We start from the raw sequence: 23,663 nt of genomic DNA on the forward strand, positions 1-23,663 counted from the left end.
CCTTCTTCCTATATTAATGGTTTGTTTTCTTATTAAGAATGTAATCCCGATAGACTAACAGAGCGACAAGAAGAAAGCTAAGGCTAACAAGTCGGAAAATCATTTCTATACTTATCCATTCAGCTAAAATTCCTAAGATAAATGCGCTCATACCTACTCCAACATCAAAACTGGAAAGAAAAGTGGCATTGGCTGCACCACTTTTGGCTTCACTTACTTTTTGAACAGCCCAGGTTTGTAGGCACGGCATAACGGTGCCATAGCCTGCACCAAATAAAATCGCGGCGATAATCAATGTGAAATTATTTGTAGTATAGGATAACACGATTAAAGATAGAAAACCGAAAATCGCTGACACAATAATGATCGACCATGGTCCATGCTTATCAAACCATTTCCCTGTAAAAGGACGTATTAACGTGGAAACAATTGCGTTGATAAGAAAGAATAGAAAAATATGCTTTAATCCCTTTTGTTCACCAAAAAGAACTAAGAATGTAATAATAGCGCCAAAACCAAGCGTCGTCACAACAGTCAATACTGCTTGAAACCTTACTTCTTTTTCAAATATCGCTTCCATAAACCGAAATGGCTGCTTGTCATTTTGAATAGGTGTCGTTGCATGCACAAAGGAAAGCATTATGATCGCAAATAGGCTTAGGAAGGCTGACGACCAAATCAGCGTGTGAAAAGAAAAGGTACTGTAAATAAGGATACCGAGACTTGGTGCAACAATCGCTCCCACGGTTGTGGATACCGAGAAATAGCCCATTCCCTCTCCTAATCGAGCTTTAGGGATACTATCTACAGCCATTGTACTATTGGCTGTCGTGGATACACCCCACGCTGTTCCATGGAAAAGTCGGAGTAATAGGAAAATCCAAATCGTGTTAAGCAATGGATACAGCATTGTAATTATGAGTAAGGCTATACTTGCCACAATCGCTAGTTTTTTCCGCTTATGATCCATTAAATAGTACCCTACAAAAGGTCTTATCGTAATGGCACCTAGTGTAAATACCGTCGTCACCAAGCCTACTTGCATCGGATTAGCGTTTATGGTTAATAAATAGGCTGGTAAAATAGGCAATAGCATTTCAAATCCTATAAAAATAAAAAAATTACTTAGAAATAGATAAAGAAATGATGAAGTAAAAATTAGTTGTTTTTTCATAGTAAAATTCCTCGCTTCTAATTATTTTTCTAAATTAGAAGCGCTTGGAACACTGCAACATTCCTTAATTGTCTTAGTTTTTTTAGCAATTCACTCACCCTCTCTCCGTTTTATCGCAACAAAAAAGACGCCATAAACCGGCGTCTACCAATTACTTAGTATGGTTAAAAAGTCATTTTTCACACATGGCTGACAAAAGCAAAAAGCTTCCGGTTACTACTTTCACTATGCTGTTTTCTTAAAAAACCACAGACTGGTCCCTTTGAGCCTAAATCATCTAATTGTAAAAATGTCTTTACCTCAATCGCCGTTCTTCTGAAAATCGTTTCCATGACTTTTTGCCTCCTCTCTCAAGATCAATTCATAGCTTACTATAATTTAATACAAGTTTACCACAAAAGCAAATACAATGTTGAAACTATTATAAGACGCAACAAATTTTCCACGCATGGACTATTTATAAAGTTCTTTCCTTGTCACCGTCTATTAATTGAACATGCACCTTGGAGGAGCCACCTCCCTCTATATGATTAGGAACATTTGTTAAATGGAGTAATTCCTTTAGATGAATAGCTTTTTCACGATTGGCCTCGATGGTCACATGATATGGCCCTGCTATATTCATCAGTGAATTCATCCGCTTATCGCCTTTAAAAAAATTCGTATCGATAAATTGTAAATCAAAGGACACAGCTTCATTGCTTCGATTATGTAAGACAATGGTACATTCCCCATTCATGAAGTCTTTTTCCACCATATCAAAACGACATTCTCCTTCCCCTTTGTATGAAATGGCCATAATGCCACTAGCAAAGGTTTCTTGATACGCCACGATAAGCAAATGAGGTAAAAATGAATAAAGTAATACTACAATAACAAATGTTCGAAAATGATATTTGTTGATACTCCTAAGTAGTAAAATCATAGCAATTAAAAATAAAATCGAGCCAAAGATGCCAAGTAACACGTATCCATCTTGTGTTTCGATCGGAATTGACATGAATGTAGTATGTGCCATACTTGCTTCATTGTAAGGATAAGGAAAAAACAGACACATACAAATACCCAACATAACGATTGACCCGATAAACGCCTTTTTATTGTTAACCATATGCTGCCTCCTTTCTAAGGTAATCCATAATATGCACATACCAAATTTACCATATATACCCTAAACAAGAAATGAAGCCTGTGAAAAACTTCTATTTTTAAAATAGTCAATCCGTCTGTAGGCTGAGATGTAGCACCGACTATCGGACATTTCCAAATTTAAGGTAAATCGTTATAATTAAGAAACGCGAGGGAATTACAAGAAGAAAGAGGTGTTCATATTAGGTATGAAAATATTCTGGTGGGCTGTAAATATTGTATGGTTATTGATCTTTTCTGGCATCGCCGTAATTATTGGGGCAAGAAATGTTGATGGTGCAGGGATTGTGCAAACACCTGAGGTGAAAATGGTGTCATTCATTATTTTGGGCATCATGTTTCTAATCGTTTTACTTGTGCAATTAATTTTTCTTTACTTTATTAAAAAAAGCACAAAAGCTCACTTTACGAAAATCACTTAAAAAGAAGCGAGAGGCTATATTAGCACTCGCTTCTTTTTCACCTTGATGCACATAGCTCCCTAAAATTACAGCCACGACAATGCCATTTTTCTAGTGTTTGTTCAAAGTCCTCGAGGTCTATAGGCTCGTTGGAAAAAATATCAGCCTGATACTTTTTCATTTCTAAAACACTGCGCTGAAACGTATACAAAATGTTCTCCATATCGATGTCTGTAAAACTATATTTCTTGCGCTTGCCTGTTAATAAATATTCATTATAGACCTCGATTTGCGCTAGAGACACACGGTATTTTTGCTGAACATAGTACGCGTAGAGGGCTAATTGCTGACGGTCATCATCAGATTCTCCACCGGTCTTCCAGTCAACAATAATCCATTTATCCCTCAGTTCATCATAATAATGAAAGTCCATAACAACAAATACCTGGACATCGTCTATTTTCATGGAGCGGAATTGCTCTGGTTCTCCGATACGGAGAGAGCCTTTTTGTGTGGTGATTTGCTGGAATGTTTCACTCATCAAAAAATGATTAAAGACAAGTCGTAAACGTTCTTTATAGTCTTGCACCAGCTCAGGAGAAAGGGTGCCATGGTAATAGATTTCCTGCATCATATAATACTTATTTGGTTTTTGCCTCCAAAATTCAAGACGACGAGTGGAGTCAATAAAGGCTGCATTCAGCTGTCCGCGCCCCAATTGAATTAGCTCCTCTACAGTTGGAGCTTTTCCTGTTTGTAAATAATCATTAATGGCCTGCTCAATATATCGATGGACAATTTGCCCAAATAAAATAGGCATCGATTGCAGCTTTTTTAAGCGATACACCTGTTGATGATATGGCTCAACATTGTAACTGAGCCACCCGTTATGTGAAAAGTAATATTCATAGCCGTATTTGCGAGCACAGCTTGTCAATGTTTTATGACGTGATAGCGACCACGAAAAGGTTGGATAGGGTGAAATTTCAAACAGGACAATCACCTCCTAAAGCTGATGGATGAAATCATAAACAAGCTGTATGATCAGCACAATCGTTACAATACGCAGTAAAAGCTTTACCTGATGTGCCTTCACTTTTCTGGCTAGCACAAGCCCAATTTGTGCCCCGATCGTCGAGCCAATCATTAAAATAAGCGTTAACGGCCATTCAATTTTCCCTGTAGCAATATAGGTAATCGCTGCACCTGAGCACATGGCAAATACCCCTACCCGTGATAGCCCCACGGCTTTAATATAGGAAATCTTCTCATGTGCATATGTATAAAGCGCCAATGTACTACTGCCCGGACCAAACATACCGTCATAAAAGCCAACTCCAAGAAGGATAGGACCGTTTTTTCGATTCATCGTAAAACGTTCCTTATCGCCAAAATCAGCTCCACCCATAAAGGACATGACAAGCGCAAAGCCAAGTAAAATAATAGCAATGAACGTTAATGATTGACTACTCATGAATGAAGCGAAAAGTCCCCCCAATGTACCCCCGATTAAAGAGACAAGTAACACCGAACGCATTTCGTTCCATGCTAATTCCTTACGTTGATAAATTGTATAAAAGCTTGAAAAAGCACTCACCATATTGGACACTTTATTTGCGCCAATAGCCGAATGGACGGGTACACCCATTAGCATCATCGTTGGCAAGGTAATTAAGCCACCACCCCCAACTAACGTCCCAATGACATTCCCAATGATGCCAATAAGTAAAAACAACAAGTATTCCATAATATCCTTCTTTCTCTCACACAAAAAGCAATCATTCTATGATACAGTATAACAGATTGTTATTATCAATGATGATGGAAATGAGGAGCAAGGATGCATATACAACAAAAAACACCTACACCACGCTTTTGTCACCAGTTAACGGTTATTGTGGCGACTATTTTTCTAGCTGGCATTACGGCGACACTTATTCAATACGGCAAGCTCCCTGCCATGATTCCTGTCTTGCAAAGCTTCACGAGTGAACATGCCCAATTCGGTCCGAAAATTGCTATTTTTTATTTACCCTTTGTCGCTCTTATGCTCTTTCTACTTTTACACTATTTAGAGATAAAGGCAGCTTATCCTGTGATGCGTAAAAATAAAGCACCGTTCTCCCATAAACAGCGACAGAATGGCATCCTTACGTTTTGTCTCATCAAAAATAGTATTCTATTGTATTTTACCTACTCCCTATTCAATGACCTGACGGTAGCTCTAGGTCGTGAACGTATTTTACAACAATGGCATGCTTACCTATTTTTACTGCTGTTATTTGGTATCTTTATGATAGGGATTGTGCGAGGCATTTTGTTGGCTAAAAAAAGTTAATGTAAAAAAAGAGAGCATGTTCTAACAATGAACATGCTCTTCTTAGACTAATTATGATTCAATGGATGTCATTAATTCATAAAAATATTTTTTCTCCTGCGTCTCATAAAGCTTATACCAAGCATGTAATGTTTCAGGTGTAAAAACATTGAGCAGCCTCAAAACATGGTAGGCAAAATCCAATGGTGCAATGCCAGATGCCGTTACTAAATTCCCTTCAGTTACGGCTGGCTTCTGTTTAAAATGTTCATCCCCCATATAATGTGGACAAAGCATCTTCAAGTATTCGAGATCGTTGCTCGTATGTTGTCTTGTATCAAGCAAACCAACCTTTGCAAGACCAAACGTTGCACCGCAAATTGCAGCTACGAAAACATCTTCATTCAACGCTTTTGAGACTTTATTCAATACAGGGTCATGAATAGATTCTAGCCATGTATTGCCTCCTGGGAGAATCAAGACATCCATGCTATTCAAGTGACATTCAGCAACGGTCATTGTTGGAAGTATGGTGATGCCACCCATCGTCGTAACTGGACTTCTATCAATCCCTACTGTCATCACCTCTAAAGACTCTAACCCCTTTTTAAAATATCTACCTGTATTTAATTCGGCCATTAAATACCCTATCTCCCAATCTGCCATCGTATCAAATACATAAAGATACACTTTTCTTGTCTGCATAATAAACAACACTCCTTTTATTGAAACTATGCTTAGTATAAAAAAACTTTACTGACATTCTCCGTCAGTAAAGTTTTCATTTTCATAAAAATGGATGAGCTCATATAAAACGTCAATTATCTTTTGCTTTAGACTTATGGGTTCTACTACTTGGATTGATTTTCCATAGGAAAAAAGTAAATAGGGTACATAGGTATGTAATGCTTCCTCATCTACTAAAAATATAGCGTTCTTATTGGTGCGTTCTTGGAGGTGATACTTTAAAAACCAATGCTGACTGATCGCATCCACAGCACTTGACTTTCCACAAATGATGAAGGGCACAAGGTTCTGTTTATCTTCGGCTTGAGGAAAAAGGCTTTTCATAAAAAAATCACTTGCAGAGAAAGATTGTGGCCGTTGGAAGGGAATGCCTGTTTGATGCAGACTACTAATTCGGCCTACTTTAAAAGTACGGATTTCATTTCTTACATGACAAAATGCAACGACATACCAGTTTTGTTTCCAATAAACCAAACCATATGGATTAACCACCCTAGACTTAGATTGCTCTTCATTATTAGTATGGTATTCCATTTCTATAGATGTTCCCTTTACTATACTCTCTTCTAATTTTTTTAACAGTGGCTCCAAGGAGGATTCATCAGGACCGATTATCTCGAAACCTTGTAAATGCTGTTGAATCATTTTTTCTTGCTCTTGATTTGAATACATGGTAAGCTTTGCTGTTGCACTGTTTAATGCCTCATCTAAAAAATAGCCAGCTTCTTTTGCAAAAATAGAAGCATGAAGTAATGCCGCTTTCTCATCAACATCAAAAATAAGAGGACTTTTAATAAAATTATTCAACAGGGTATATCCTCCATGATGACCTGTTTCAGCTATAATCGGCACACCACTGGCAGAAAGTGAGTTAATATAGCGGTAAACGGATCTAATATTAATCTCTAATTTTTCAGCGATTTCTTTCGCGGTAATTTTCCTACCTGAATTCAACATCCATAAAATCTGCATCATATGATCCATTTTAGACAAACATTTTCACCTCATTGAATTAATTTATGATTTCTGACACAAAATCAGGCTACCTGATACTGTTATCAAGTAGCCCTTCCATTATGCCTTTACCAATTCATCTTCCATTTGCTTAAAATTATGTATTAAACCGTATTTCTGTATGCCACGTGCTTGCTGGATGCTGGCATCCGCGAATTGGCGGAAATTAGCCTGATCCTTTATTGTACAGGCATAGACCGCTTCAATTGCAGGTTGCATCCACGGCTGTGTTAGTTTATCACTTCTCATATCGGCCGCTCGACCTTCCAGCGCAGCAATATAGCATAGTGCATAGCTAGTTAAAGGCTCCTTATCAATTTGTCTTGCGGCTACTTTAGCAGCACCAAGATTCTCCTCCATAATGGCCTTAATAAAGAGGTAATTGTACTTAATGGCTGGCTGCTTATAATGATGGATGATGACATCGATTGCCTGAATCTGTTCCTCTTTTGTCCCGTAAGCTGATGCATAGAGAGCAGCAAATATAGGCTCTTTTCGGTGATTTTTAACCCATTTATCCACCTGCTCCATATTGTTTGTGCGATATAAAATATGTATATGGCGATAAATCATTCCTACCGCAATTAATGCAAATATCCCAAGAGAGATGGATAGACGAACACCCGCTAAGGACAGCGTCAATGCCAATAAAATAATAGCTAAATAAAAGAATGTTAATTTAACAATTTTCATATTACCTCCTACTGTAATTTCCTACGCATTTTACGAGAAAAGATATAGCCTGCCCCTATAAAAAAGATAAGAGCCATCACTTTCATAATAGGAATAATAAACAGCTTGCTAATAACGACTACAACAAGGATATAATAGACAACCATCGCCAGTAAAAACAATGTCAGCTTATTCACGAGGTTCCCTACTTTCCTTTAGTGCCGCCTCAATCGCTGCTAAAGCTTTTGGACCCATTCCATGAAGATGAGCTAATGTAGAAAGCTCAACTCTTTCTAGCTGCTTCAATTCTGTATAGCCCGCTGCATGTAATGCGCGAATTGCTGGTTTTGCTACTCCCTTAGGCCACTCTGTCATGCTTGCACGTCCCTTCACGAAAAAATCTTCTCTGCCCTATTATGCAAGTGACAGCAAAGAAATGCAAATAAGTCAAAATTTAAACATATACAAGCACGCCGCTATGAAATTTACAATACTATGGATACTCCAGCTAGTGACAATGGAACCTCCAGCAATTCGTTCGTTCACCCAGCCCATCACATAGCCAGCAAGCGCTGTAGTAAGCACAACTAATAAGATTACATGAAGCGGAAGCACCGACCATAGCATGGCCCCATGAACACAGCCAAAAACAATACTTTGCAAGAGATTTGCTCCTTGAAAATCAAAAATCTTCATCAATCTCTTTAATAAAAAGCCGCGAAATAATAGCTCCTCTGATAAACCTGTTTGAATAATAGCGTAGAAAAGTGCTGGAATGACGGCAGCAGCTCCAAGTCCCGCGAATTGATTCGCCGCTAGCAAGGAGCGATCAATATAGAAAAAGACTAGCGCAAAGCTCGGTATTAACATCGTGAAAGTAGAAAGTACAATGTACATAGCATACCTTCCCTTGTGCACAATAATAGGCTTTTGCAATCCTATCCACGTTAAAAAGGGCTGTTTTTTTCTCGCTGTACAAAGCCACCAAATAAACGGAATCACTGAAAATAACATCACTTGCAAAATGGCACTGATTAAACTATTCATCATCTTATTTCCCCTCCTGTTTACTACAAGCATAGAAGAAAGTGCCATTTTTTTCAATAGTTATTTAACGATAAACATTAAATTATTTATCTTTATTGTTAATTATTAAATGTTTTACAATAAAAAAACGATGTCAAAGGGCTTCTCCTTTGTCTTTTCAGTTATTTTCATTTATACTCTATTACAGATATTAAAGGTCTGTAATAGAGACGATAAAACACTGGAGGCTATCACAATGCGTACATTATCTACACATTTATTAGAAAAGGCACGAACATATGAGCACAGCACAAGAATTTCAGTGCCTGCCTATGACACATTATTTGCCGTGACACAAGCCTATTTCCGCATGCATTTAGGAGAACAAGAAGCATCCCTGCTTGTTGTAGGAGCTGGTGGGGGCAACGAGCTTTCTGCATGGGGACCAACAAACCCTAAATGGATGTTCACTGGGGTTGATCCATCTGAGGAAATGCTCCAAATTGCACAGCATAAAGCCGTGCAACTGGATATTGAAAGTCGCGTTCAGCTACTACAAGGAACAATTGAGCGCTTACCCCAATCAACACCGAAATTCGATGCGGCAAGCTGTATCCTCGTTCTTCATTTTATTGAAGATCGACAGGAGAAACTCCATCTACTGCAAAATATTCACAAGCAATTAAAACCTGGAAAGCCCTTTGTCCTCGCTTGTGCCTACGGAGAACGAGAAAGTGACGAGCTACAAGATCGCATCAAAATATGGCAAAGCTACTTTTTAGAGGCCGGCTATACAAAAGAAAAGGTAGATAGCATGGGCAAGGGCATCATGAATATTTCCTTCCTCTCCGATCAAGAAATCCAACAGCTATTAAGTGAAGCGGGCTTTCAAAATATTACCCGCTTTTTCTCCTCAGGTCTCTTCGCAGGATGGATGAGCCACGCCTAACCACAAAGCCCCCACCATAGTCACAATCAATGGTGGGGGCTGAAACTTAGATTTATAGTGGTATTGAGCGGGCTCTCCACCAACACCCATCACATCGAAAAAAATCACCAATAAATACTGTAATAATAAACAGTGTCATCAATCGTCATGCCCATTTTTTCATAGAGCTTCTGTGCTTGGACATTATCTCTAGCGGTTTCAAGCATCATGTAACGAGCATCTTCCTGCTGACAATAGATATAGCATTGCTCCATCAACGCCTGTGCTACACCTTGTTTTCTGGCTTGTTTCGCCACAAATAAATCATTTAAGAGAAACGCTTTTTTCATAGCGACGGATGAAAAGACTGGAAACAATTGTGCAAATCCAACTGGCTCCTCCTCCAAATATGCCAGGAAAATAATAGACTCTGCTCCCATTACTCGCTCCTGTATAAACTGCTCAGCTTGCTGTAAATCAGATGATTGTCCATAAAATTCACGATAGGCATTAAATAATGGGACTACGTCTCCCATCGTTTGCTGTGTCACCATACAAATTTTCATATTTTAATCTCCATTTCCTTTTGATTGTCCTTCTAGTATGATGGTAGTAAATAATCTGACATTTCAAAAGAAACAGTTCCAAACATTTTAACATGTCAAGGTGGTGCCTTATGGACGATTTAATCTTTCTATTAACAGAAAAAGAGGCAAAGTATAAGCAAGTGTACCAGCAAATTAAAGTACTTATTACGCAAGGTACACTTCAAACAGATGATTCCTTGCCCTCCATACGAAAACTTGCAGAAACTTTACAGGTCAGTCGTAATACTACATTAACCGCTTATGAACAGCTTGTGGCAGAAGGATACATACGTGGGGAGGGACGAAAAGGCTATTTCGTCAATGCGCTAGAGCAGGTTTTTCTAAAGGAGCAGGAACAGTCCCCTATAACACAGCCAAAAAAGAAGGCTGCATCCTATCTTGTAGATTTTCGCGCTGGGGCTGTCGATCAGCAACATTTTCCTATGAAAACATGGCGCCAAATTGCCAATCAAGTATTACAGGAATCAACCTGTTACGAATATGGAGAACTGTTTGGAGAATCAGTGCTAAAGGAGCAGCTTGTGCCGTATTTATTGCAAGCAAGAGGGGTTTATACAACGAGTGACAATATCGTTATTGGTAGTAGCACACAGCAAATGCTCTTGTATCTTGGCTTTTTACTAAAAGAATCTTTCCCAAGCATTCTTTTGGAAGACCCTGGCTATGATGGTGCACGGGAAGCCTTCCAGTTACATCACTTCGAAATAGAGCCACTCCCTGTAATGGAAACAGGAGCTCAACTTGACATACTCCAAAACTGTCAATCACGCTTAATGTATGTCACCCCGTCACATCATTTCCCATACGGTGTGTCCATGTCTATTCAGCAGCGACAGACCTTAATACAATGGGCTCAACAAGTCGATGGTTATATTCTAGAGGATGATTATGATGGAGAGTTTCGCTATACGCAACAGCCATTTCCTGCCCTTGCTTCCATCGACTCATCAAGGGTAATCTATCTCGGCACCTTCTCCAAATCGTTTTTACCAGGTGTGCGTTTAAGCTATATGGTGCTACCAAATGCACTTGTTCAGCCCTATAAAGAGCGTTTTGCTCAATTTGAACAAAATGCTTCGTCCCTCCATCAACGCACAATGGCCCAATTTATGGCGCAGGGAGAATGGTCACGCCATATTAAACGAATGCGTTTGACCTATAAACAAAAAATGCAGCACCTTGTACAGGAGCTACAACGACATTTCGGTCAGCAAATAACCGTGTTAGGCGAGCAATCAGGACTCTATGTATTAGTGAAGATAAAGTCTCCGCTTTCCGAGCAGCAGCTGATCCAACAGGCGGCGACTTACGGTGTGAAGGTTTATCCGACAAGCCCCTTTTTTATCCATCAAAAAAATGAGGAACCAATGCTGCAATTAGGCTTTAGTAAATTAGCGTTGGAAGAAATCAAGCTGGGCATCGAGCTGTTAAAAGAAGCGTGGCAGCCATAACCTTCAACGTTATGGCTCTTACCATACCACTTAAAAATAATCAATAAATGTTGGGATACCTACTGGTAAAACCGCCTCGAGCAATGCAATTTCCTCTGCACATCCCTGTAATCGTTCAATTCTTTCTAAATAGGTTGGACGTTTGTAGCCTAATAGCATAGTTGCCAGTGTTTGCACTGTTAAATGCACAGCATTCGCGTTCAACGTCTCACTTACCTTCTGAACAGAAAGGTTTCCATCTTTCATTTTGATGATGTAGCTACCATTATTCCACGCCACAGTGCGATCACTGACAGCTAGCTGAAGCTCGAAATTCTGACCGATAAATGGATAGCGCAGTAAAAATTCTTTGACATCAACGATTCTTGCCATGAAATAAGGCGATACCTTTTGAATGATCTCACTGTCCTCCAATAGAAAGGCAACCGCTTCATTTCCAGTTGTCTTCCCGTAGACATTGTAGACCATCGAGCTGTGAGCCGAGACGAAATTCCATAAACCTTTTCGAGCCTCTTCCTGCAAATAGACGATTTCATCGATGTAATAATTTTCCTCCATAATGCGATAGAACATGTAGCCCTGTGCCACATCTTCTTCATCATAGTAGACCGCCGCCTGAAGGTTCACATCACTATCTATAAATTTCTCCTCCCAGAAATCCTCCTGAAATTTCTCGTTCCAGGCAATACTATTGCGCACCATTACCCCATGCGTTTTCTGCGCATAGCGTGCGTAGATAGCCACCACATCCTCATGCTTGGGATCAACACGGCGAATTTTCCCATTAAGCCCAGCATAATGAGGAAGCTGTGTATCCTTCACTTGAAATTCCACAATATCACTCATAATTTCCCATCCCTTTTTGCGGTAATAAGGAATAGAATATGGAAATAAATAGGATATATACTGTCCTTCATTTCGCATACTTTGCAGACTTTCAATGATCAAGCTCTCCATTAAGCCATGCCCTGAATATTCAGGGTATGTCCCAACTGCTGTGATGCCACCCATTTCATAAATCTTGCCATGCACATTCACCTCAAAAGGCAAACTTAAAATTTGCGATACAAGCTGTGAACCATCAAACCACCCGATAGCATGCCCTTCATTAAATTGCCTACTCTTCGCATTCACAAAGCGACGATCCTTGTGAATGGACATTGACATTTGAAAGACATAATTCAGTAAATCAATGGACTGTGCCATTTCATCCAATCGAATTTCTCGCATGATTAAGCCTTTTCGTTGATTCATGATTCCCTCTCCTCATCAAATAACTCTCTTAATATCGACTGTGGTGCATCCAAAAAACGTTTGGTCACGATGTAGTGAATGGTATCCTCATAGCGAATGGATTCAATTTCTCCTTGATCAAAACTATAAATCGTTGCATTCGGATAGCCAAGCAAAATGGGTGAGTGTGTAGCAATAATAAATTGTGCCTCATGCTCAAGGTCCTTCATTATTTTCAGCAAGCTCAGCTGCCTCGTTGGTGACAATGCCGCCTCAGGCTCATCCAATAAATAAATGGCTTTACCCTTAAAACGATTCATAAATAACGCAAGAAAGGATTCACCATGAGATTGATGATGTAGTGATTTCCCACCAAAAGCGTTATATCTCCTTGGATCTTCTATCAAATCAATATGACTGGCAAATTGATAAAATGTTTCTGATCGAAGGAAAAACCCATTCGATATTTTCGGCAGCCACGACAAACGGATATATTCCCCCAATGAAGATTCCGCCTTATGTACTTCATATAAATTTTGACGACCGCCACCAGCCGTATTGAAATCGCAGCGATCAGCAATCGCCTCCAGTAATGTTGATTTCCCCGAACCATTTTCCCCAACAAAGAACGTCACATTCGTTGGGAACTCCAGCTCATGCAAATCCTGCAAGCTTGGAATATTAAAAGGATACTCCTGTTTATTTGGAATTGTATCCTGTAACACCTTACATGATTTTAAATACATTTCATTTCCTCCTCACTCTTATTATAGCGAACATCCCCCTAGCTGAAACGTATTCCACCCACCTGTTTGATTGAAATGTTACCTTTTTATGTATCCACCCGAGCCTGCCAAACATAAATAGCCTAAAACAGCTGACGAAGTCCCTACCATTTTCACAAATCGCTATGAGATATTTCCCGAGAAATAAATAAAAAACATGTCGAAAGTTGCAATTTCCACCTGTAATATCATGTCATATTTTTGATTTTTTTATAAAACAAGTGGACATTGACCTCCTCACTAACTGATTAAGTGAATGATTTCCCTGCAACAGGCAGTAGTGTTTTCCATTGCAATTTTATTTCGCAGTGGTTTGCTAAATGATTGTCTCTAATAAGCACGTAGCCTCTCATCCGATGATCACCTTGGAGCCCTTTCTGAGCGATTCCATCCACTTTTGGATTACTTTCATTACCTAAATTGATCCGATTCGAAAAAAGCTTCAATACCTATTTCTTTTAATAAGAATTTCCGATGACTTCTTTTATCTACCAAATGTTGTTTAGGTATTAAAATTTCTTCTCTTAATCGCTGAAACAAATTCGGGTTATGCTCTGGAAACCATTCCTCATATCTGATCCCTTGATTTAATTCTATTTTTATTAAAAATAAAACAATATCTTCATACATATAGGGGAATTCTTTCTCTATCTGCTCATGATGTGCTAACAGTGCATAAAGATAATCTTTAAAACGATAAAATCGCTTCTGGTCTAATGGATTGGAGCTCCATTTTTTATTTTCCTCCCACTCTTGTATGGGCTGAAATATCTGAAGAGAACCCGTTTCCCAAGTACCCAGCATACAAGTAAATGCAGCTATAGCGTATTTTCTCGTTTCATCATCTGGATCTCCAAAATATTTATAGTATTCCTCCCGATACTTACTAAAATTTCCGCTAGTATGATAACCTCCAATAGCAAAAACCTCCAGCCCTCGTTTCGCTTGTTCGATGATATTATTCGTCATTCTTCTTTCTCGCCCCTTTTTCTAAATTTTTTTGTCATGGTAGTCTAATAACAATAAACTGTCATAAAATTCCATAGTTATTTTAACATAAATATCCAACAAAAAAATCAACTCACCTCTTAATCTATCTATCGAGGTAAGTTGATCTAAAATTAAATTTCATCAAAATAAATCAGCCTTCTTTACAAAGATCAATTTATTTAACTATATTTTTTAGAAACCACAAACTCAGTAATTGGCATAGTAATCCAAGCAAGTCCTATGACAATAACAAGTGGAATATTCTTAATATCATTTAAAGCGGTTACTCTTTCTGAGATCACTAAAACAATAACCATAAATAACAGTAAAAGATAGTAACTAATTTTTGAACTAATAAGTGTGATATGTTTTTCTAACTCATCTTTTTTTCCTTCATTTACTCCGTTCATTTCTCCCCAAGTAATGGACTGAAATAAAAGACCTATTCCTAAGAATACAAAGAAAATTGTCGCTGCATCAATCATTTCTTTCGTTATCCATTCATATACACCATAACTACCAATAGAAACAATAATAACTAAAGAACCGATTAAACTTACCTTTTTTGTAATCGTCACTTTTTCTCATTCCTTCCATATGTAAAAATAAATAATTCTTCTATAGGAGCACTTAAAATATAGGACAAAGTAAAAGCCAATTCCAAACTTGGATCATATTTATTATTTTCAATGGCATTAATGGTCTGCCTTGTCACATTGCATAACTCCGCTAATTTACCTTGTGAGAGGCTATTTTTTTCACGATATACTCTTATTTTATTTTCCATTTCTAACACCACTCCGCTCCTGGCTTGTAAAAGATCTTTTACACCATAATATTAATGTAAGACAAATAAGGTGTCAAACATGTTTTACACCCAATTATTTTATTAGCTCTTATCACATAGTTTTATCTATTTTCTATGTAGTGAACCAAAATACTTTATTTTTAAAAAACTGTACAGACCCCTTTCAATTTTTAATTATCTTAAGCATCTATTCGTAGTTCTTCATTCTTTGATCACCATCTCCAAAGTTCTAACTATTATCCCACGCTCATAAATTGAGTAACAATCAAAAGTCAGAAGGAGAATCGCGATGTTTGTGACGCATTACTACGAAAACAAGACGTCCGTTTTAAGTCAATTGCTTGTCAAGCTACCTACTGTGGAAGAAGATATTCGCATTAAAGGGCGCAAGGCAAAGGTGTTGGAGGTACTTCAAGTTGATGACAACAATTTTCATGTGAAGATATTATTCGAAAAAATCCCTAAAAAGCAGCCTCTTAAAGACCTTGGAAAGAAAAAGAGATAATCAACTTAAACATGGTTTATTCCCTTAATTTTCGGGAATAAAATAGGTAATAATTGCGAATCATTCACTTTAAATTTCTTCAAGCAAAACCGTTGACTTTTTAATTGATAACAATTATCATTATCAATAGATTATTTCTTTCTCCAAATTGCTTCATTCAGAATCCCCCTCTTTTTTGAATAAGCATGTATCAAACGGATATTCTTACATCAGACTAAGAGTATCCGTTTTTATCTGTACATGAGGAGAACTTTACATACTAAAGGAGCTGTTTTGACATGGATTATCGTATTGAAAAAGACACTATGGGTGAAATTAAAGTACCTGCTAATAAAATTTGGGGCGCGCAAACACAGCGCAGTAAAGAAAATTTCCAAATTGGTACAGAACAAATGCCAATTGAGCTTGTGCAAGCTATGACAATCCTAAAGAAAAGTGCGGCGATTGCGAATAATAAACTAGGCAAACTTTCTGATATTAAAGCAAATGCCATCGTGCAGGCTGCAGATGAAATTTTAAATGGTCAATGGGACGATCAATTTCCTCTTGTGGTTTGGCAAACTGGTAGTGGTACACAATCCAATATGAATGTGAATGAAGTCATTGCTCACCGTGCGAATCAACTATTAGAGGATGCTGGTAAAGCTGACCGTATTCATCCAAATGATGATGTCAATAAATCACAAAGCTCAAATGATACATTCCCAACAGCATTGCATATTGCGGCTGTTTTAAAAGTGGAAGATTATTTATTACCAAGACTACGTTTACTAAAAGCAACCTTGGAAGATAAAGCAGCTCAATTTAAGGACATTATTAAAATTGGTCGTACGCATTTACAGGACGCGACACCTCTCACATTAGGTCAAGAAATTAGCGGTTGGGCAGCCATGCTCTCAAAATCAGAGCATATGATTATCCAAAATATTGACTATATGAAGGAGCTTGCAATTGGTGGTACAGCAGTCGGTACAGGAATCAATGCTCACCCTGAATTTGGTGATCGTGTGGCTGAGGAAATTAGTGAGCTAACAGGCAAACAATTTACATCAGCTGCAAATAAATTCCATGCCCTAACGAGTCATGATGAAGCAGTTGTAGCACACGGTGCATTAAAGGCTTTAGCAGCTGATTTAATGAAAATTGCCAATGACGTTCGCTGGCTAGCAAGTGGCCCTCGTTCAGGTATTGGGGAAATTACGATCCCAGAAAACGAACCAGGCTCTTCCATTATGCCAGGTAAAGTAAACCCTACCCAAAGTGAAGCAATGACAATGGTTGTCACGCAAGTAGTTGGAAATGACGCAACGATTGCCTTCGCCGCTTCTCAAGGTAACTTTGAATTAAACGTCTTTAAACCAGTCATCATTTACAACTTCTTGCAATCAACTCGCCTATTAGCAGATACAATGAAATCATTTAACGACCATTGTGCAGTAGGCATTGAGCCAAACAAAGAGGTACTCGATCATAATTTACAAAATTCATTAATGCTTGTAACAGCATTAAACCCATATATTGGCTATGAAAACGCAGCAAAAATCGCAAAACAGGCCCACAAAGAAGGCACGACCTTAAAGGCAGCAGCCATCGCAAGTGGCTTACTTACAGAAGAACAGTTCGATGAATATGTAGACCCAGCAACAATGATTTATCCGAACGTAAAATAATGAAAGCGACCATAAAAAGATTGAGGCTAATGGGCTTCAATCTTTTTTTGTTTATGAGTAATATTTTTAGCATGGATGGAAGCAAAATTAAAAGACATGAATCTCGATAGAATCGAATCCATGCCAAACAGCTTCCTAATGAAAATAATTGTATCTATCCTATGCAGTCACTTCATCGGAGAGTGGTTTATTCTGCCTCCTATGTAATCCATTACAGATGCTTATAACTAGTTAAAATTCTCTCAGCTTATTTTATCAAGCTTTACATTAAACGAAAATTCATCGTCAATTAGATTAAACGTATCAGCTTTATCTTGTTTAGATAATTTTGAAATATAATGATAGTAGTTTGGTAATATTTCAAAATCATAATTTAAATAATCTCGTATTAATTGGTCATCTTGAAACTTTGAAATATCTCCTATTAACAAATCATGTTTTACTAATTCTTTAGTATTGTTAGTAAAATCAGATACTACGTATGATAGAATATTGTTCTCATATTGCAATTTTTCAGAAGCACTTGAATAGTTTAATAAAGATATCAATGTTGCATTATTAAAATGTTGTTGATCAATTAAAAATGTAACCTCCATTAAGTAAATAGATTCAAGGTGGTCATGATAAGGATTTTCAATATCTACATTTTTATACATTGATTGTTTTTCATAGGGGCTGATTCTCCCGGTTTTTAACAGTAAAAAGTGATTATTATTGCTTAGATAGATGTTTTTGGAAGTATCTAATCTAAGTAAATTATCTCCGTTTGGAAGTAATGGATTTAATCGTTTTATCTCTCCTGTTGAAGTGTTTACTAAAAAAATACATTGATAAAAGGGATGTCCATAGTTAATTTCTCTTTTCGTAATAAAATACAAGAAATATTGAGGATTAAGATAAATTAACTTGGAATAATAGCTTTCATCCTTAATTTCTTCAGAAGAAAAATAATTATTTAAATTTAATGTGATAGCATGTATTTGATTAAATGTTTCAAGATTAATTCTATGAAAGTTTATGTTATTTTTTTCTTTTAGACTAAAACAAAATTCATTATTCAAAATATCCAAAGCAAATTCGTCATAGCGGGTGTCTAATCGTTGTATATTTTTAATCGTGCCGTTTTTTAAATTAATCTCACAATGCGCAATACTAGCATGTTCTAATAAAATAGCCTCAAACTCTTCTTTAATTTCATTTGTAGGAATTAGTTGTTTATTATTCAAAAATATTCCCCCTTCAATATAGCTAATAAATATTTCACTTTGAGCTTTTACTCCTTTCTGGCCTCTGTATAAAGAAGTTTTTCGAGTTCGTCCACCTTGCTCCCGTCTAATTGGTGTGTGAGCCCATACAGCTGAAGGTCTTCCCCTTGAACCCTAAAATATAGCATTTCCTTCGTGAGACGATCTGCCCTTAGATAGTATTCGTCTACGTCTGTTGTTTTGTTAATATCTTGGGCATGATAGGCAATCCATGCTTCCAACGTTGGTTCAATCTCATAGTTATTGAAGCCTTCAGGGGTTGATACATCATTCCAGTTTTTCGAGGGTTTACTGCTGCTACTTGTTTGATTGTTGTTTCTTCTGTTTTTGCCTGTTCTCCTTTCGTTTTTTCTTCCTCGGTACAACCTATTAACAATCCACTTATCAATAGTCCTGTCAATACAACATTTACGAGCTTCATCTCTCTCACTCCTCTTTAGAAGGTTAGCCATTTATTATAATAATACCTTACACTAGTTAATTTATATAATATTTTCCATTTAATAATTACGTTTAACATGGCTGATTCTCTATGTATCTCGCAGTAATAGCAAAAAAAAAGCCACCTCTCATGATGAGTGCGACTTTCCTAACCTTCTAAAATTCACTTTTCAATAGGGAAAAGATAGCGAGATCCACATACTTCCCCTTTTCAAATTCATGTTGTCTCAAAAGGCCCTCTTGAGAAAAGTTCAATTTTTCCAATAGTTTGATAGATGCTGTGTTTTCTGGCTCTATTTTTGCTTCGATTTTATTGATTCCCATGGATGTAAAGGCAAAGTGGATGATCGAACTTAAAGCCTCTTGCATCACACCCTTCCCCCAATACTCAGGGTTTAAATCATAGCCAATTTCTATACGATTATGCTCTTTTTCATAATTCAAATAGCCACATGTGCCAATCACCTTGTTGGTCTGAATTTCCTCGATTACCCATCTTAAGCCTTTTTGTTCTTTAAAAATTTTCTCATACCAATTGATTTCATCAATAGCATCTTCAACGGAAGCAAACAATGGTAATGGCAGGTACTTCACTACATTTTCATTAGAATAAAGTCTCAAAATATCTTGGCCATCATCCATTATCCCTTTTCGTAAAATAAAACGTTCTGTTTCCAATTGAGGAAAAACCGTAAATTCGAATTGTGTATGCATACTACTCCCCTTTTTCACCATTTATTAGCATTTTACTATTGAATAATAACACAAAAATCTCTCATACTCTCTTTTACTGCTATTACAAATCACTCGTTATTATAGTAAATTGATTACAACCAAATGGCACCAACTCCGTCTAATAATTGAAAGGGTGTGGAGGATGCTTGAACATGTGAGAACATCAATAGAAGTTAGCAGTGAATGTAGTAAGGAGGAGAGGCTTGAATGGTTGATGAAGGCATATGGAGATGACATAGCACGTCTTGCCTTTACGTATATGAAGCACAAGCAGCTTTCGGAAGATATTGCGCAAGAAGTGTTTATAAAGTGCTATGAGCATTTAGATAATTTCAGGAATGAATCTTCCTATAAAACATGGTTATATCGAATTACTGTCAATCTATGTAAAGATAAATTAAAAAGCTGGTCTTATAGAAATATTGTTCTGACAGAATTTTTCTCAAAAATTAAGAGTACTAGTCAATCCCCTGAGTTGGAATTAGTCAGACAGGAGGATAAACAATTACTTTCTGAAAAAATCCTTGCTCTACCAATAAGATACCGAGAACTCATTATTTTCTATTATTATGAAGAGCTGTCCTATAACCAAATAGCTGATTTGTTAGATTTGCGTTTACAAACCATTAAGTCTCGACTTCATAGGGCTCGACTTATGCTCAAAAAATCAATGGAAGGGTGCAAGATAAATGAATGATATGTTTAAAAATATAGGCAAGGCATTGGATGACACGGCATTCAAGGACATTCATTTTAATGAGAAACATAAAGAAAAAGTAAGGCAAAGGCTTCGAAAAGGTCACAAGAAACAGCCTCAATTTCAATCCATTTTCAATCAATTGTTACCTATAGCTGTCATTGGTTTTTTTCTTATAGGGGCTAGCTATTTTATGGTCACGGAGCTGACAGTACAACCAGTTGATAAGGGAGACCGTTCACAAGAACCTATAATGGAAACTACTCTTTATCATCCCCCCATCCAAGAAGAATTTTACGGGGATATGACGAAAGAGGATGTCGTGAGTAAATTATTAAATTCGATTGATTATTTTCACTCAGCAGCTGGAAAATTTGAAGAACATAAAATTTCTCAAGACGGTTCCACTAGAACATTGGGTGTTACTTATAAAGTAAGTACCAAAAAAGAAGTTGGAGGCTATGAAAAAATAATCGCTCTAGATGATAACACGACGGGCATCAAGAACGATACACAGGAGTACTTTTATAACAACAGAAAGAGCTGGTTAAAATATACAACACTTTATGGACAAAAAGTTTATACAGTTAGTGAAACGAAACAGAAATCAAAACGAGACGTAGTTACTCCTGAGCAAGCTTTTAGTATTGACTTGAAATATCCGCCTATTTCATATAATAAATTGAGGGAAAGACCTTCATTTGGAAGTTCAAGTATGTCGTTATTCGCTTATGAGAAAGCTGCTAGTTATTTAAGAAATATGGAGCATTGGGAGATTGAAAAACAAAATGAAGCGTTGTTAGGTCATAATACAATCGTATTAGCTGGGAAAATGGATGAAACGGTGACAAATAGTGAAAATTTAAAAGGCACGACAGAAGCGTTTCGTTTTTGGGTGGATAAAGATACTGGCATTCTCGTTAAAAGTGAAACATATGACCAAAATGGTGAGCTGACAAGCTATGTTCATCCAGAAAAGCTTGAAGTGAATGTATCAATTGACCCACAAGAATTTATTCCAGACTTAGAGGGCTATCAGCTTCCTAGCAAACAGAAAAAAGATTGAGGCTTATTGCTTCAATCTTTTACTTTATGAAGGTATTAGTTGCTCAACATCATCAAACATTTCTCAACTATTTCTACCTCATCTACTGACAGTTGGTCTAACAGAAGTGCCAGTTTTTTCTCATGTTCCTCTCCTTCTTCTCCTATCCAGCAAATGTAGATTTCGCAATAATCTCCTTTGGGAAGGAATTTTTTTAGAAAGTCACATACATGGTGAAAAGTTCTTTTGGCTTTTTCATAGTTATGGGGGGAATACACTTTATTTTCGTTATGCATTTGCCAAATAGGCTCTCCCTTTGTTTCGATTTCATATACATAGGGTGTTGTAAAATGCTTTGCCTGTACAATTTGGCGATTCTCTTTTACCGAGAAAAAATAATTTATGTCAACTTCATTTTCTGTATAGTCATCCTGTATTTCAACTGGAAAATTGAAGCCTATATAGGTTGCCATACTCATATTTTGCTCCTCCTATTAAAAAAACCCTGTAAATGTACAGGGTGTCAGCAACGTAGCTGTTGATCGTGTAAATAGACACGCTTTGGAGTTCGTGCTTCTGCAAATTTTACTTGCATCACCAATTCCTGGACCACGCTTTGAAGCAATTGCTTGAAGGAAAAAGGCTTCAAACGACGGGTTGTCCGCTTCCTTTTGTGAGGCTTGCTACCGTAGTTGGTCTACCGTGATAGCTGTTGCTTTAATGGTTTGGTGTTGCGGCGGTGTTTTTGGTTCAATATAGAGCGTTGTATAGTACGCATCCGCAATGACAATCACGTAAATAATGAATAGTAATCGTTTTGTTCAATGGTTCAAAAAAATCATTTCTCCCTTTTTTGTAACTGACAATGAAAACTTGTCTACTTATCATACGAGCAATTGATCAAAAGGTTTCAAAAATATTTAAAGGGAGACAAATTTCTGTCTCCCTTACGCCTCTAGGCTTCTGCCACCATCATTTTCCCAGCGATCAATGTCCCAGTGATCCTCATCTTTTTCTCTCCTGATACCCATTGCATTCAATGGAACGAATGACATTTTGTCCCTCACCCTTTTCAAGCGTTCTTCTCTAGTTTATGAAGGGAAAGGGGTTTTCGTTCATCGTAAAATAGGCTTAATTTTAAAGCCTAAGGCAATCGCAGCTCCAATGCAGCTAAAAAGACAGCCTAAGATTAAATAAATACTGAGTGTTGATTCGCCGATGACAACAGACGCAATACCGCCAATCACGGGGAATAATGCAACCATATAGCCACTTTTTGCCCCTCCAATTCGTTCGACTAGTTTTAAGTAAAATAACCATGCGAAAAAGGATGCAATAAGCGTTAAATACAAGAGCGCTGATAAGTAGGTAAAGGATTTGGGTATTGTGACTGTTTGTCCCTGTAGCCAAACAATGGCACACATGACTGCACTACCCACTGCAAAACCAATGGCATTCGCATAAATCGGGTTGATTTGATGCTTGGCATTTCGGGCAGAGCTTGCATCCCCAATGGCTGTTAGGATAGTCCCTACAAAGGCAATTAACACTCCTTTTAACTCCATATTATGTAAAGTTGGATAAATCAGCACCCCCACGCCGATGACGCCTAAAATACCGCCAATTAAAACACGACGATGCAATGGCTCCTTGAGAAATATCCGTAGGGCGATGGGTGTTAGTATAACTTTTAATGAAAAAATTAATGTGACAATAGCAGCCGAGCTCCATATCGTCGCATAATACAGCGCTAAATAGCTGAATGCAAAATTACAAACGCCAAAAACGATGATAAAAGGTACGTCGCCCTGTTGTGGTTTACCCTGTGGTTTCAAGAACCAAGCAAGGATGAAAAATAAAAGGGCTGTCATGACTAAACGATAGGTTAAAGATAATTCTAAACTGACTGGCGTTCCTTGAATTTTGACTGCAATAAAATTAAGACCCCAGACAATCAAACAAAAGATATACATAAAATTTGTCATGCTGTTTTAAATTCCTT

Annotated in this window: 30 protein-coding genes; 8 read left to right on the forward strand and 22 right to left on the reverse strand. The window is 37.5% G+C overall.

Features of this window, described 5'->3' with window-relative positions; translation table 11 throughout:
- Positions 1 to 13: 13 nt before the first annotated feature.
- The 3 genes from QH639_RS12940 to QH639_RS12950 all read right to left on the reverse strand — a co-directional run bounded on the left by QH639_RS12940 (position 14) and on the right by QH639_RS12950 (position 2,285).
- Positions 14 to 1,174, reverse strand: a complete 1,161-nt coding sequence (locus tag QH639_RS12940; RefSeq protein ID WP_281114617.1) for an MFS transporter — start codon at positions 1,172 to 1,174, stop codon at positions 14 to 16.
- Positions 1,175 to 1,353: 179 nt separating this feature from the next.
- Positions 1,354 to 1,506, reverse strand: coding sequence for a hypothetical protein (locus QH639_RS12945; protein WP_167444836.1), 153 nt, complete (start codon positions 1,504 to 1,506; stop codon positions 1,354 to 1,356).
- Between the two features lie 125 nt (positions 1,507 to 1,631).
- Positions 1,632 to 2,285: a hypothetical protein gene (locus QH639_RS12950; protein WP_281114618.1), complete on the reverse strand. Its 654-nt coding sequence runs from the start codon at positions 2,283 to 2,285 to the stop codon at positions 1,632 to 1,634.
- A 226-nt stretch (positions 2,286 to 2,511) separates the two neighbouring features.
- On the opposite strand from QH639_RS12950, the gene QH639_RS12955 reads away from it, so the two are divergent.
- Entirely contained in the window at positions 2,512 to 2,745 is a 234-nt protein-coding gene (locus QH639_RS12955) for a DUF3923 family protein (protein ID WP_237900436.1), read from the forward strand.
- Positions 2,746 to 2,782: 37 nt separating this feature from the next.
- On the opposite strand, the gene QH639_RS12960 is transcribed toward QH639_RS12955, so the two are convergent.
- A complete protein-coding gene (locus tag QH639_RS12960) occupies positions 2,783 to 3,727 on the reverse strand; it encodes a PD-(D/E)XK nuclease family protein (protein ID WP_281114619.1) in 945 nt (314 codons plus the stop codon).
- A gap of 3 nt (positions 3,728 to 3,730) precedes the next feature.
- Positions 3,731 to 4,471, reverse strand: coding sequence for a sulfite exporter TauE/SafE family protein (locus QH639_RS12965; RefSeq protein WP_004228897.1), 741 nt, complete (start codon positions 4,469 to 4,471; stop codon positions 3,731 to 3,733).
- Positions 4,472 to 4,564: 93 nt separating this feature from the next.
- On the opposite strand from QH639_RS12965, the gene QH639_RS12970 reads away from it, so the two are divergent.
- The gene (locus QH639_RS12970) at positions 4,565 to 5,062 is read left to right on the forward strand and encodes a DUF1648 domain-containing protein (RefSeq protein ID WP_237900433.1); all 498 of its coding nucleotides are present in this window, start codon (positions 4,565 to 4,567) and stop codon (positions 5,060 to 5,062) included.
- A 51-nt stretch (positions 5,063 to 5,113) separates the two neighbouring features.
- Here QH639_RS12970 and QH639_RS12975 read toward each other — a convergent pair whose 3' ends face one another.
- From QH639_RS12975 to QH639_RS13000, 6 genes are all read right to left on the reverse strand, one after another.
- The gene (locus QH639_RS12975) at positions 5,114 to 5,746 is read right to left on the reverse strand and encodes a type 1 glutamine amidotransferase family protein (RefSeq protein ID WP_237900431.1); all 633 of its coding nucleotides are present in this window, start codon (positions 5,744 to 5,746) and stop codon (positions 5,114 to 5,116) included.
- A 48-nt stretch (positions 5,747 to 5,794) separates the two neighbouring features.
- Entirely contained in the window at positions 5,795 to 6,781 is a 987-nt protein-coding gene (locus QH639_RS12980) for a helix-turn-helix transcriptional regulator (RefSeq protein WP_237900429.1), read from the reverse strand.
- 81 nt (positions 6,782 to 6,862) lie between these two features.
- Entirely contained in the window at positions 6,863 to 7,495 is a 633-nt protein-coding gene (locus QH639_RS12985; protein WP_131519892.1) for a hypothetical protein, read from the reverse strand.
- 8 nt (positions 7,496 to 7,503) lie between these two features.
- Positions 7,504 to 7,671, reverse strand: a complete 168-nt coding sequence (locus QH639_RS12990) for a hypothetical protein (RefSeq protein ID WP_016993359.1) — start codon at positions 7,669 to 7,671, stop codon at positions 7,504 to 7,506.
- Positions 7,664 to 7,849, reverse strand: a complete 186-nt coding sequence (locus QH639_RS12995) for a helix-hairpin-helix domain-containing protein (protein ID WP_202341883.1) — start codon at positions 7,847 to 7,849, stop codon at positions 7,664 to 7,666. Before QH639_RS12995 ends, QH639_RS12990 begins: the two co-directional genes overlap by 8 nt.
- A gap of 72 nt (positions 7,850 to 7,921) precedes the next feature.
- A complete protein-coding gene (locus QH639_RS13000) occupies positions 7,922 to 8,524 on the reverse strand; it encodes a CPBP family intramembrane glutamic endopeptidase (protein ID WP_237900425.1) in 603 nt (200 codons plus the stop codon).
- Between the two features lie 232 nt (positions 8,525 to 8,756).
- On the opposite strand from QH639_RS13000, the gene QH639_RS13005 reads away from it, so the two are divergent.
- Positions 8,757 to 9,449, forward strand: a complete 693-nt coding sequence (locus tag QH639_RS13005) for a class I SAM-dependent methyltransferase (protein WP_237900423.1) — start codon at positions 8,757 to 8,759, stop codon at positions 9,447 to 9,449.
- Positions 9,450 to 9,553: 104 nt separating this feature from the next.
- On the opposite strand, the gene QH639_RS13010 is transcribed toward QH639_RS13005, so the two are convergent.
- Entirely contained in the window at positions 9,554 to 9,994 is a 441-nt protein-coding gene (locus tag QH639_RS13010) for a GNAT family N-acetyltransferase (RefSeq protein ID WP_281114620.1), read from the reverse strand.
- 110 nt (positions 9,995 to 10,104) lie between these two features.
- Here QH639_RS13010 and pdxR point away from each other — a divergent pair, with 110 nt between their 5' ends.
- The gene (gene pdxR / locus QH639_RS13015) at positions 10,105 to 11,487 is read left to right on the forward strand and encodes a MocR-like pyridoxine biosynthesis transcription factor PdxR (protein ID WP_281114621.1); all 1,383 of its coding nucleotides are present in this window, start codon (positions 10,105 to 10,107) and stop codon (positions 11,485 to 11,487) included.
- Positions 11,488 to 11,517: 30 nt separating this feature from the next.
- Here the strand turns inward: pdxR and QH639_RS13020 are convergent, their stop codons facing one another.
- From QH639_RS13020 to QH639_RS13040, 5 genes are all read right to left on the reverse strand, one after another.
- Positions 11,518 to 12,741, reverse strand: a complete 1,224-nt coding sequence (locus QH639_RS13020) for a GNAT family N-acetyltransferase (protein WP_131519888.1) — start codon at positions 12,739 to 12,741, stop codon at positions 11,518 to 11,520.
- Positions 12,738 to 13,466: an AAA family ATPase gene (locus QH639_RS13025; RefSeq protein WP_036081249.1), complete on the reverse strand. Its 729-nt coding sequence runs from the start codon at positions 13,464 to 13,466 to the stop codon at positions 12,738 to 12,740. Before QH639_RS13025 ends, QH639_RS13020 begins: the two co-directional genes overlap by 4 nt.
- A gap of 450 nt (positions 13,467 to 13,916) precedes the next feature.
- Positions 13,917 to 14,474: a hypothetical protein gene (locus tag QH639_RS13030; RefSeq protein WP_281114622.1), complete on the reverse strand. Its 558-nt coding sequence runs from the start codon at positions 14,472 to 14,474 to the stop codon at positions 13,917 to 13,919.
- 200 nt (positions 14,475 to 14,674) lie between these two features.
- Positions 14,675 to 15,073, reverse strand: coding sequence for a hypothetical protein (locus tag QH639_RS13035; RefSeq protein WP_131519886.1), 399 nt, complete (start codon positions 15,071 to 15,073; stop codon positions 14,675 to 14,677).
- The gene (locus tag QH639_RS13040) at positions 15,070 to 15,282 is read right to left on the reverse strand and encodes a helix-turn-helix transcriptional regulator (RefSeq protein WP_039884758.1); all 213 of its coding nucleotides are present in this window, start codon (positions 15,280 to 15,282) and stop codon (positions 15,070 to 15,072) included. Before QH639_RS13040 ends, QH639_RS13035 begins: the two co-directional genes overlap by 4 nt.
- 310 nt (positions 15,283 to 15,592) lie before the next feature.
- Between QH639_RS13040 and QH639_RS13045 the strand changes: the two genes are divergently transcribed.
- The gene (locus QH639_RS13045) at positions 15,593 to 15,808 is read left to right on the forward strand and encodes a hypothetical protein (protein ID WP_054550939.1); all 216 of its coding nucleotides are present in this window, start codon (positions 15,593 to 15,595) and stop codon (positions 15,806 to 15,808) included.
- Positions 15,809 to 16,086: 278 nt separating this feature from the next.
- Positions 16,087 to 17,478: a class II fumarate hydratase gene (gene fumC, locus QH639_RS13050; RefSeq protein ID WP_131519885.1), complete on the forward strand. Its 1,392-nt coding sequence runs from the start codon at positions 16,087 to 16,089 to the stop codon at positions 17,476 to 17,478.
- A 242-nt stretch (positions 17,479 to 17,720) separates the two neighbouring features.
- Here the strand turns inward: fumC and QH639_RS13055 are convergent, their stop codons facing one another.
- The 3 genes from QH639_RS13055 to QH639_RS13065 all read right to left on the reverse strand — a co-directional run bounded on the left by QH639_RS13055 (position 17,721) and on the right by QH639_RS13065 (position 19,898).
- Positions 17,721 to 18,704: a hypothetical protein gene (locus QH639_RS13055; RefSeq protein ID WP_281114623.1), complete on the reverse strand. Its 984-nt coding sequence runs from the start codon at positions 18,702 to 18,704 to the stop codon at positions 17,721 to 17,723.
- Positions 18,705 to 18,909: 205 nt separating this feature from the next.
- Positions 18,910 to 19,164, reverse strand: a complete 255-nt coding sequence (locus QH639_RS13060; protein WP_237900414.1) for a hypothetical protein — start codon at positions 19,162 to 19,164, stop codon at positions 18,910 to 18,912.
- Positions 19,165 to 19,340: 176 nt separating this feature from the next.
- The gene (locus tag QH639_RS13065; RefSeq protein WP_281114624.1) at positions 19,341 to 19,898 is read right to left on the reverse strand and encodes a GNAT family N-acetyltransferase; all 558 of its coding nucleotides are present in this window, start codon (positions 19,896 to 19,898) and stop codon (positions 19,341 to 19,343) included.
- Positions 19,899 to 20,061: 163 nt separating this feature from the next.
- Between QH639_RS13065 and QH639_RS13070 the strand changes: the two genes are divergently transcribed.
- Both QH639_RS13070 and QH639_RS13075 read left to right on the forward strand, forming a co-directional pair.
- A complete protein-coding gene (locus QH639_RS13070) occupies positions 20,062 to 20,616 on the forward strand; it encodes a sigma-70 family RNA polymerase sigma factor (protein WP_237900410.1) in 555 nt (184 codons plus the stop codon).
- The gene (locus QH639_RS13075) at positions 20,609 to 21,682 is read left to right on the forward strand and encodes a hypothetical protein (protein WP_281114625.1); all 1,074 of its coding nucleotides are present in this window, start codon (positions 20,609 to 20,611) and stop codon (positions 21,680 to 21,682) included. The genes QH639_RS13070 and QH639_RS13075 overlap by 8 nt, the downstream gene beginning before the upstream one ends.
- Positions 21,683 to 21,717: 35 nt before the next feature.
- Here the strand turns inward: QH639_RS13075 and QH639_RS13080 are convergent, their stop codons facing one another.
- Positions 21,718 to 22,140: a hypothetical protein gene (locus QH639_RS13080; protein WP_281114626.1), complete on the reverse strand. Its 423-nt coding sequence runs from the start codon at positions 22,138 to 22,140 to the stop codon at positions 21,718 to 21,720.
- A 636-nt stretch (positions 22,141 to 22,776) separates the two neighbouring features.
- Positions 22,777 to 23,646 (reverse strand): DMT family transporter, encoded by an 870-nt coding sequence (locus tag QH639_RS13085; protein ID WP_237900403.1) that lies wholly within the window; start codon positions 23,644 to 23,646, stop codon positions 22,777 to 22,779.
- Between the last annotated feature and the right edge of the window lie 17 nt (positions 23,647 to 23,663).

Source organism: Lysinibacillus sp. 1 U-2021 (genome assembly GCF_029916965.1).
Lineage (GTDB): Bacteria > Bacillota > Bacilli > Bacillales_A > Planococcaceae > Lysinibacillus > Lysinibacillus capsici.

What these genes read in the sequence shown, in the direction of transcription:
- QH639_RS12985 (WP_131519892.1), bottom strand. Translation starts at nt 7,495, where the DNA reads ATGAAAATTGTTAAATTAACATTCTTTTATTTAGCTATTATTTTATTG.
- QH639_RS13040 (WP_039884758.1), bottom strand. Translation starts at nt 15,282, where the DNA reads ATGGAAAATAAAATAAGAGTATATCGTGAAAAAAATAGCCTCTCACAA.
- QH639_RS13075 (WP_281114625.1), top strand. Translation starts at nt 20,609, where the DNA reads ATGAATGATATGTTTAAAAATATAGGCAAGGCATTGGATGACACGGCA.
- QH639_RS13020 (WP_131519888.1), bottom strand. Translation starts at nt 12,741, where the DNA reads ATGAATCAACGAAAAGGCTTAATCATGCGAGAAATTCGATTGGATGAA.
- QH639_RS12950 (WP_281114618.1), bottom strand. Translation starts at nt 2,285, where the DNA reads ATGGTTAACAATAAAAAGGCGTTTATCGGGTCAATCGTTATGTTGGGT.
- QH639_RS13070 (WP_237900410.1), top strand. Translation starts at nt 20,062, where the DNA reads ATGCTTGAACATGTGAGAACATCAATAGAAGTTAGCAGTGAATGTAGT.
- QH639_RS12995 (WP_202341883.1), bottom strand. Translation starts at nt 7,849, where the DNA reads ATGACAGAGTGGCCTAAGGGAGTAGCAAAACCAGCAATTCGCGCATTA.
- QH639_RS13080 (WP_281114626.1), bottom strand. Translation starts at nt 22,140, where the DNA reads ATGAGTATGGCAACCTATATAGGCTTCAATTTTCCAGTTGAAATACAG.
- QH639_RS13060 (WP_237900414.1), bottom strand. Translation starts at nt 19,164, where the DNA reads ATGAAGCTCGTAAATGTTGTATTGACAGGACTATTGATAAGTGGATTG.
- QH639_RS12975 (WP_237900431.1), bottom strand. Translation starts at nt 5,746, where the DNA reads ATGCAGACAAGAAAAGTGTATCTTTATGTATTTGATACGATGGCAGAT.
- QH639_RS12970 (WP_237900433.1), top strand. Translation starts at nt 4,565, where the DNA reads ATGCATATACAACAAAAAACACCTACACCACGCTTTTGTCACCAGTTA.
- QH639_RS13025 (WP_036081249.1), bottom strand. Translation starts at nt 13,466, where the DNA reads ATGTATTTAAAATCATGTAAGGTGTTACAGGATACAATTCCAAATAAA.
- QH639_RS13010 (WP_281114620.1), bottom strand. Translation starts at nt 9,994, where the DNA reads ATGAAAATTTGTATGGTGACACAGCAAACGATGGGAGACGTAGTCCCA.
- QH639_RS12945 (WP_167444836.1), bottom strand. Translation starts at nt 1,506, where the DNA reads ATGGAAACGATTTTCAGAAGAACGGCGATTGAGGTAAAGACATTTTTA.
- QH639_RS13085 (WP_237900403.1), bottom strand. Translation starts at nt 23,646, where the DNA reads ATGACAAATTTTATGTATATCTTTTGTTTGATTGTCTGGGGTCTTAAT.
- QH639_RS13030 (WP_281114622.1), bottom strand. Translation starts at nt 14,474, where the DNA reads ATGACGAATAATATCATCGAACAAGCGAAACGAGGGCTGGAGGTTTTT.
- pdxR (WP_281114621.1), top strand. Translation starts at nt 10,105, where the DNA reads ATGGACGATTTAATCTTTCTATTAACAGAAAAAGAGGCAAAGTATAAG.
- QH639_RS13000 (WP_237900425.1), bottom strand. Translation starts at nt 8,524, where the DNA reads ATGATGAATAGTTTAATCAGTGCCATTTTGCAAGTGATGTTATTTTCA.
- QH639_RS12955 (WP_237900436.1), top strand. Translation starts at nt 2,512, where the DNA reads ATGAAAATATTCTGGTGGGCTGTAAATATTGTATGGTTATTGATCTTT.
- QH639_RS13005 (WP_237900423.1), top strand. Translation starts at nt 8,757, where the DNA reads ATGCGTACATTATCTACACATTTATTAGAAAAGGCACGAACATATGAG.
- QH639_RS13045 (WP_054550939.1), top strand. Translation starts at nt 15,593, where the DNA reads ATGTTTGTGACGCATTACTACGAAAACAAGACGTCCGTTTTAAGTCAA.
- QH639_RS12940 (WP_281114617.1), bottom strand. Translation starts at nt 1,174, where the DNA reads ATGAAAAAACAACTAATTTTTACTTCATCATTTCTTTATCTATTTCTA.
- fumC (WP_131519885.1), top strand. Translation starts at nt 16,087, where the DNA reads ATGGATTATCGTATTGAAAAAGACACTATGGGTGAAATTAAAGTACCT.
- QH639_RS13065 (WP_281114624.1), bottom strand. Translation starts at nt 19,898, where the DNA reads ATGCATACACAATTCGAATTTACGGTTTTTCCTCAATTGGAAACAGAA.
- QH639_RS12965 (WP_004228897.1), bottom strand. Translation starts at nt 4,471, where the DNA reads ATGGAATACTTGTTGTTTTTACTTATTGGCATCATTGGGAATGTCATT.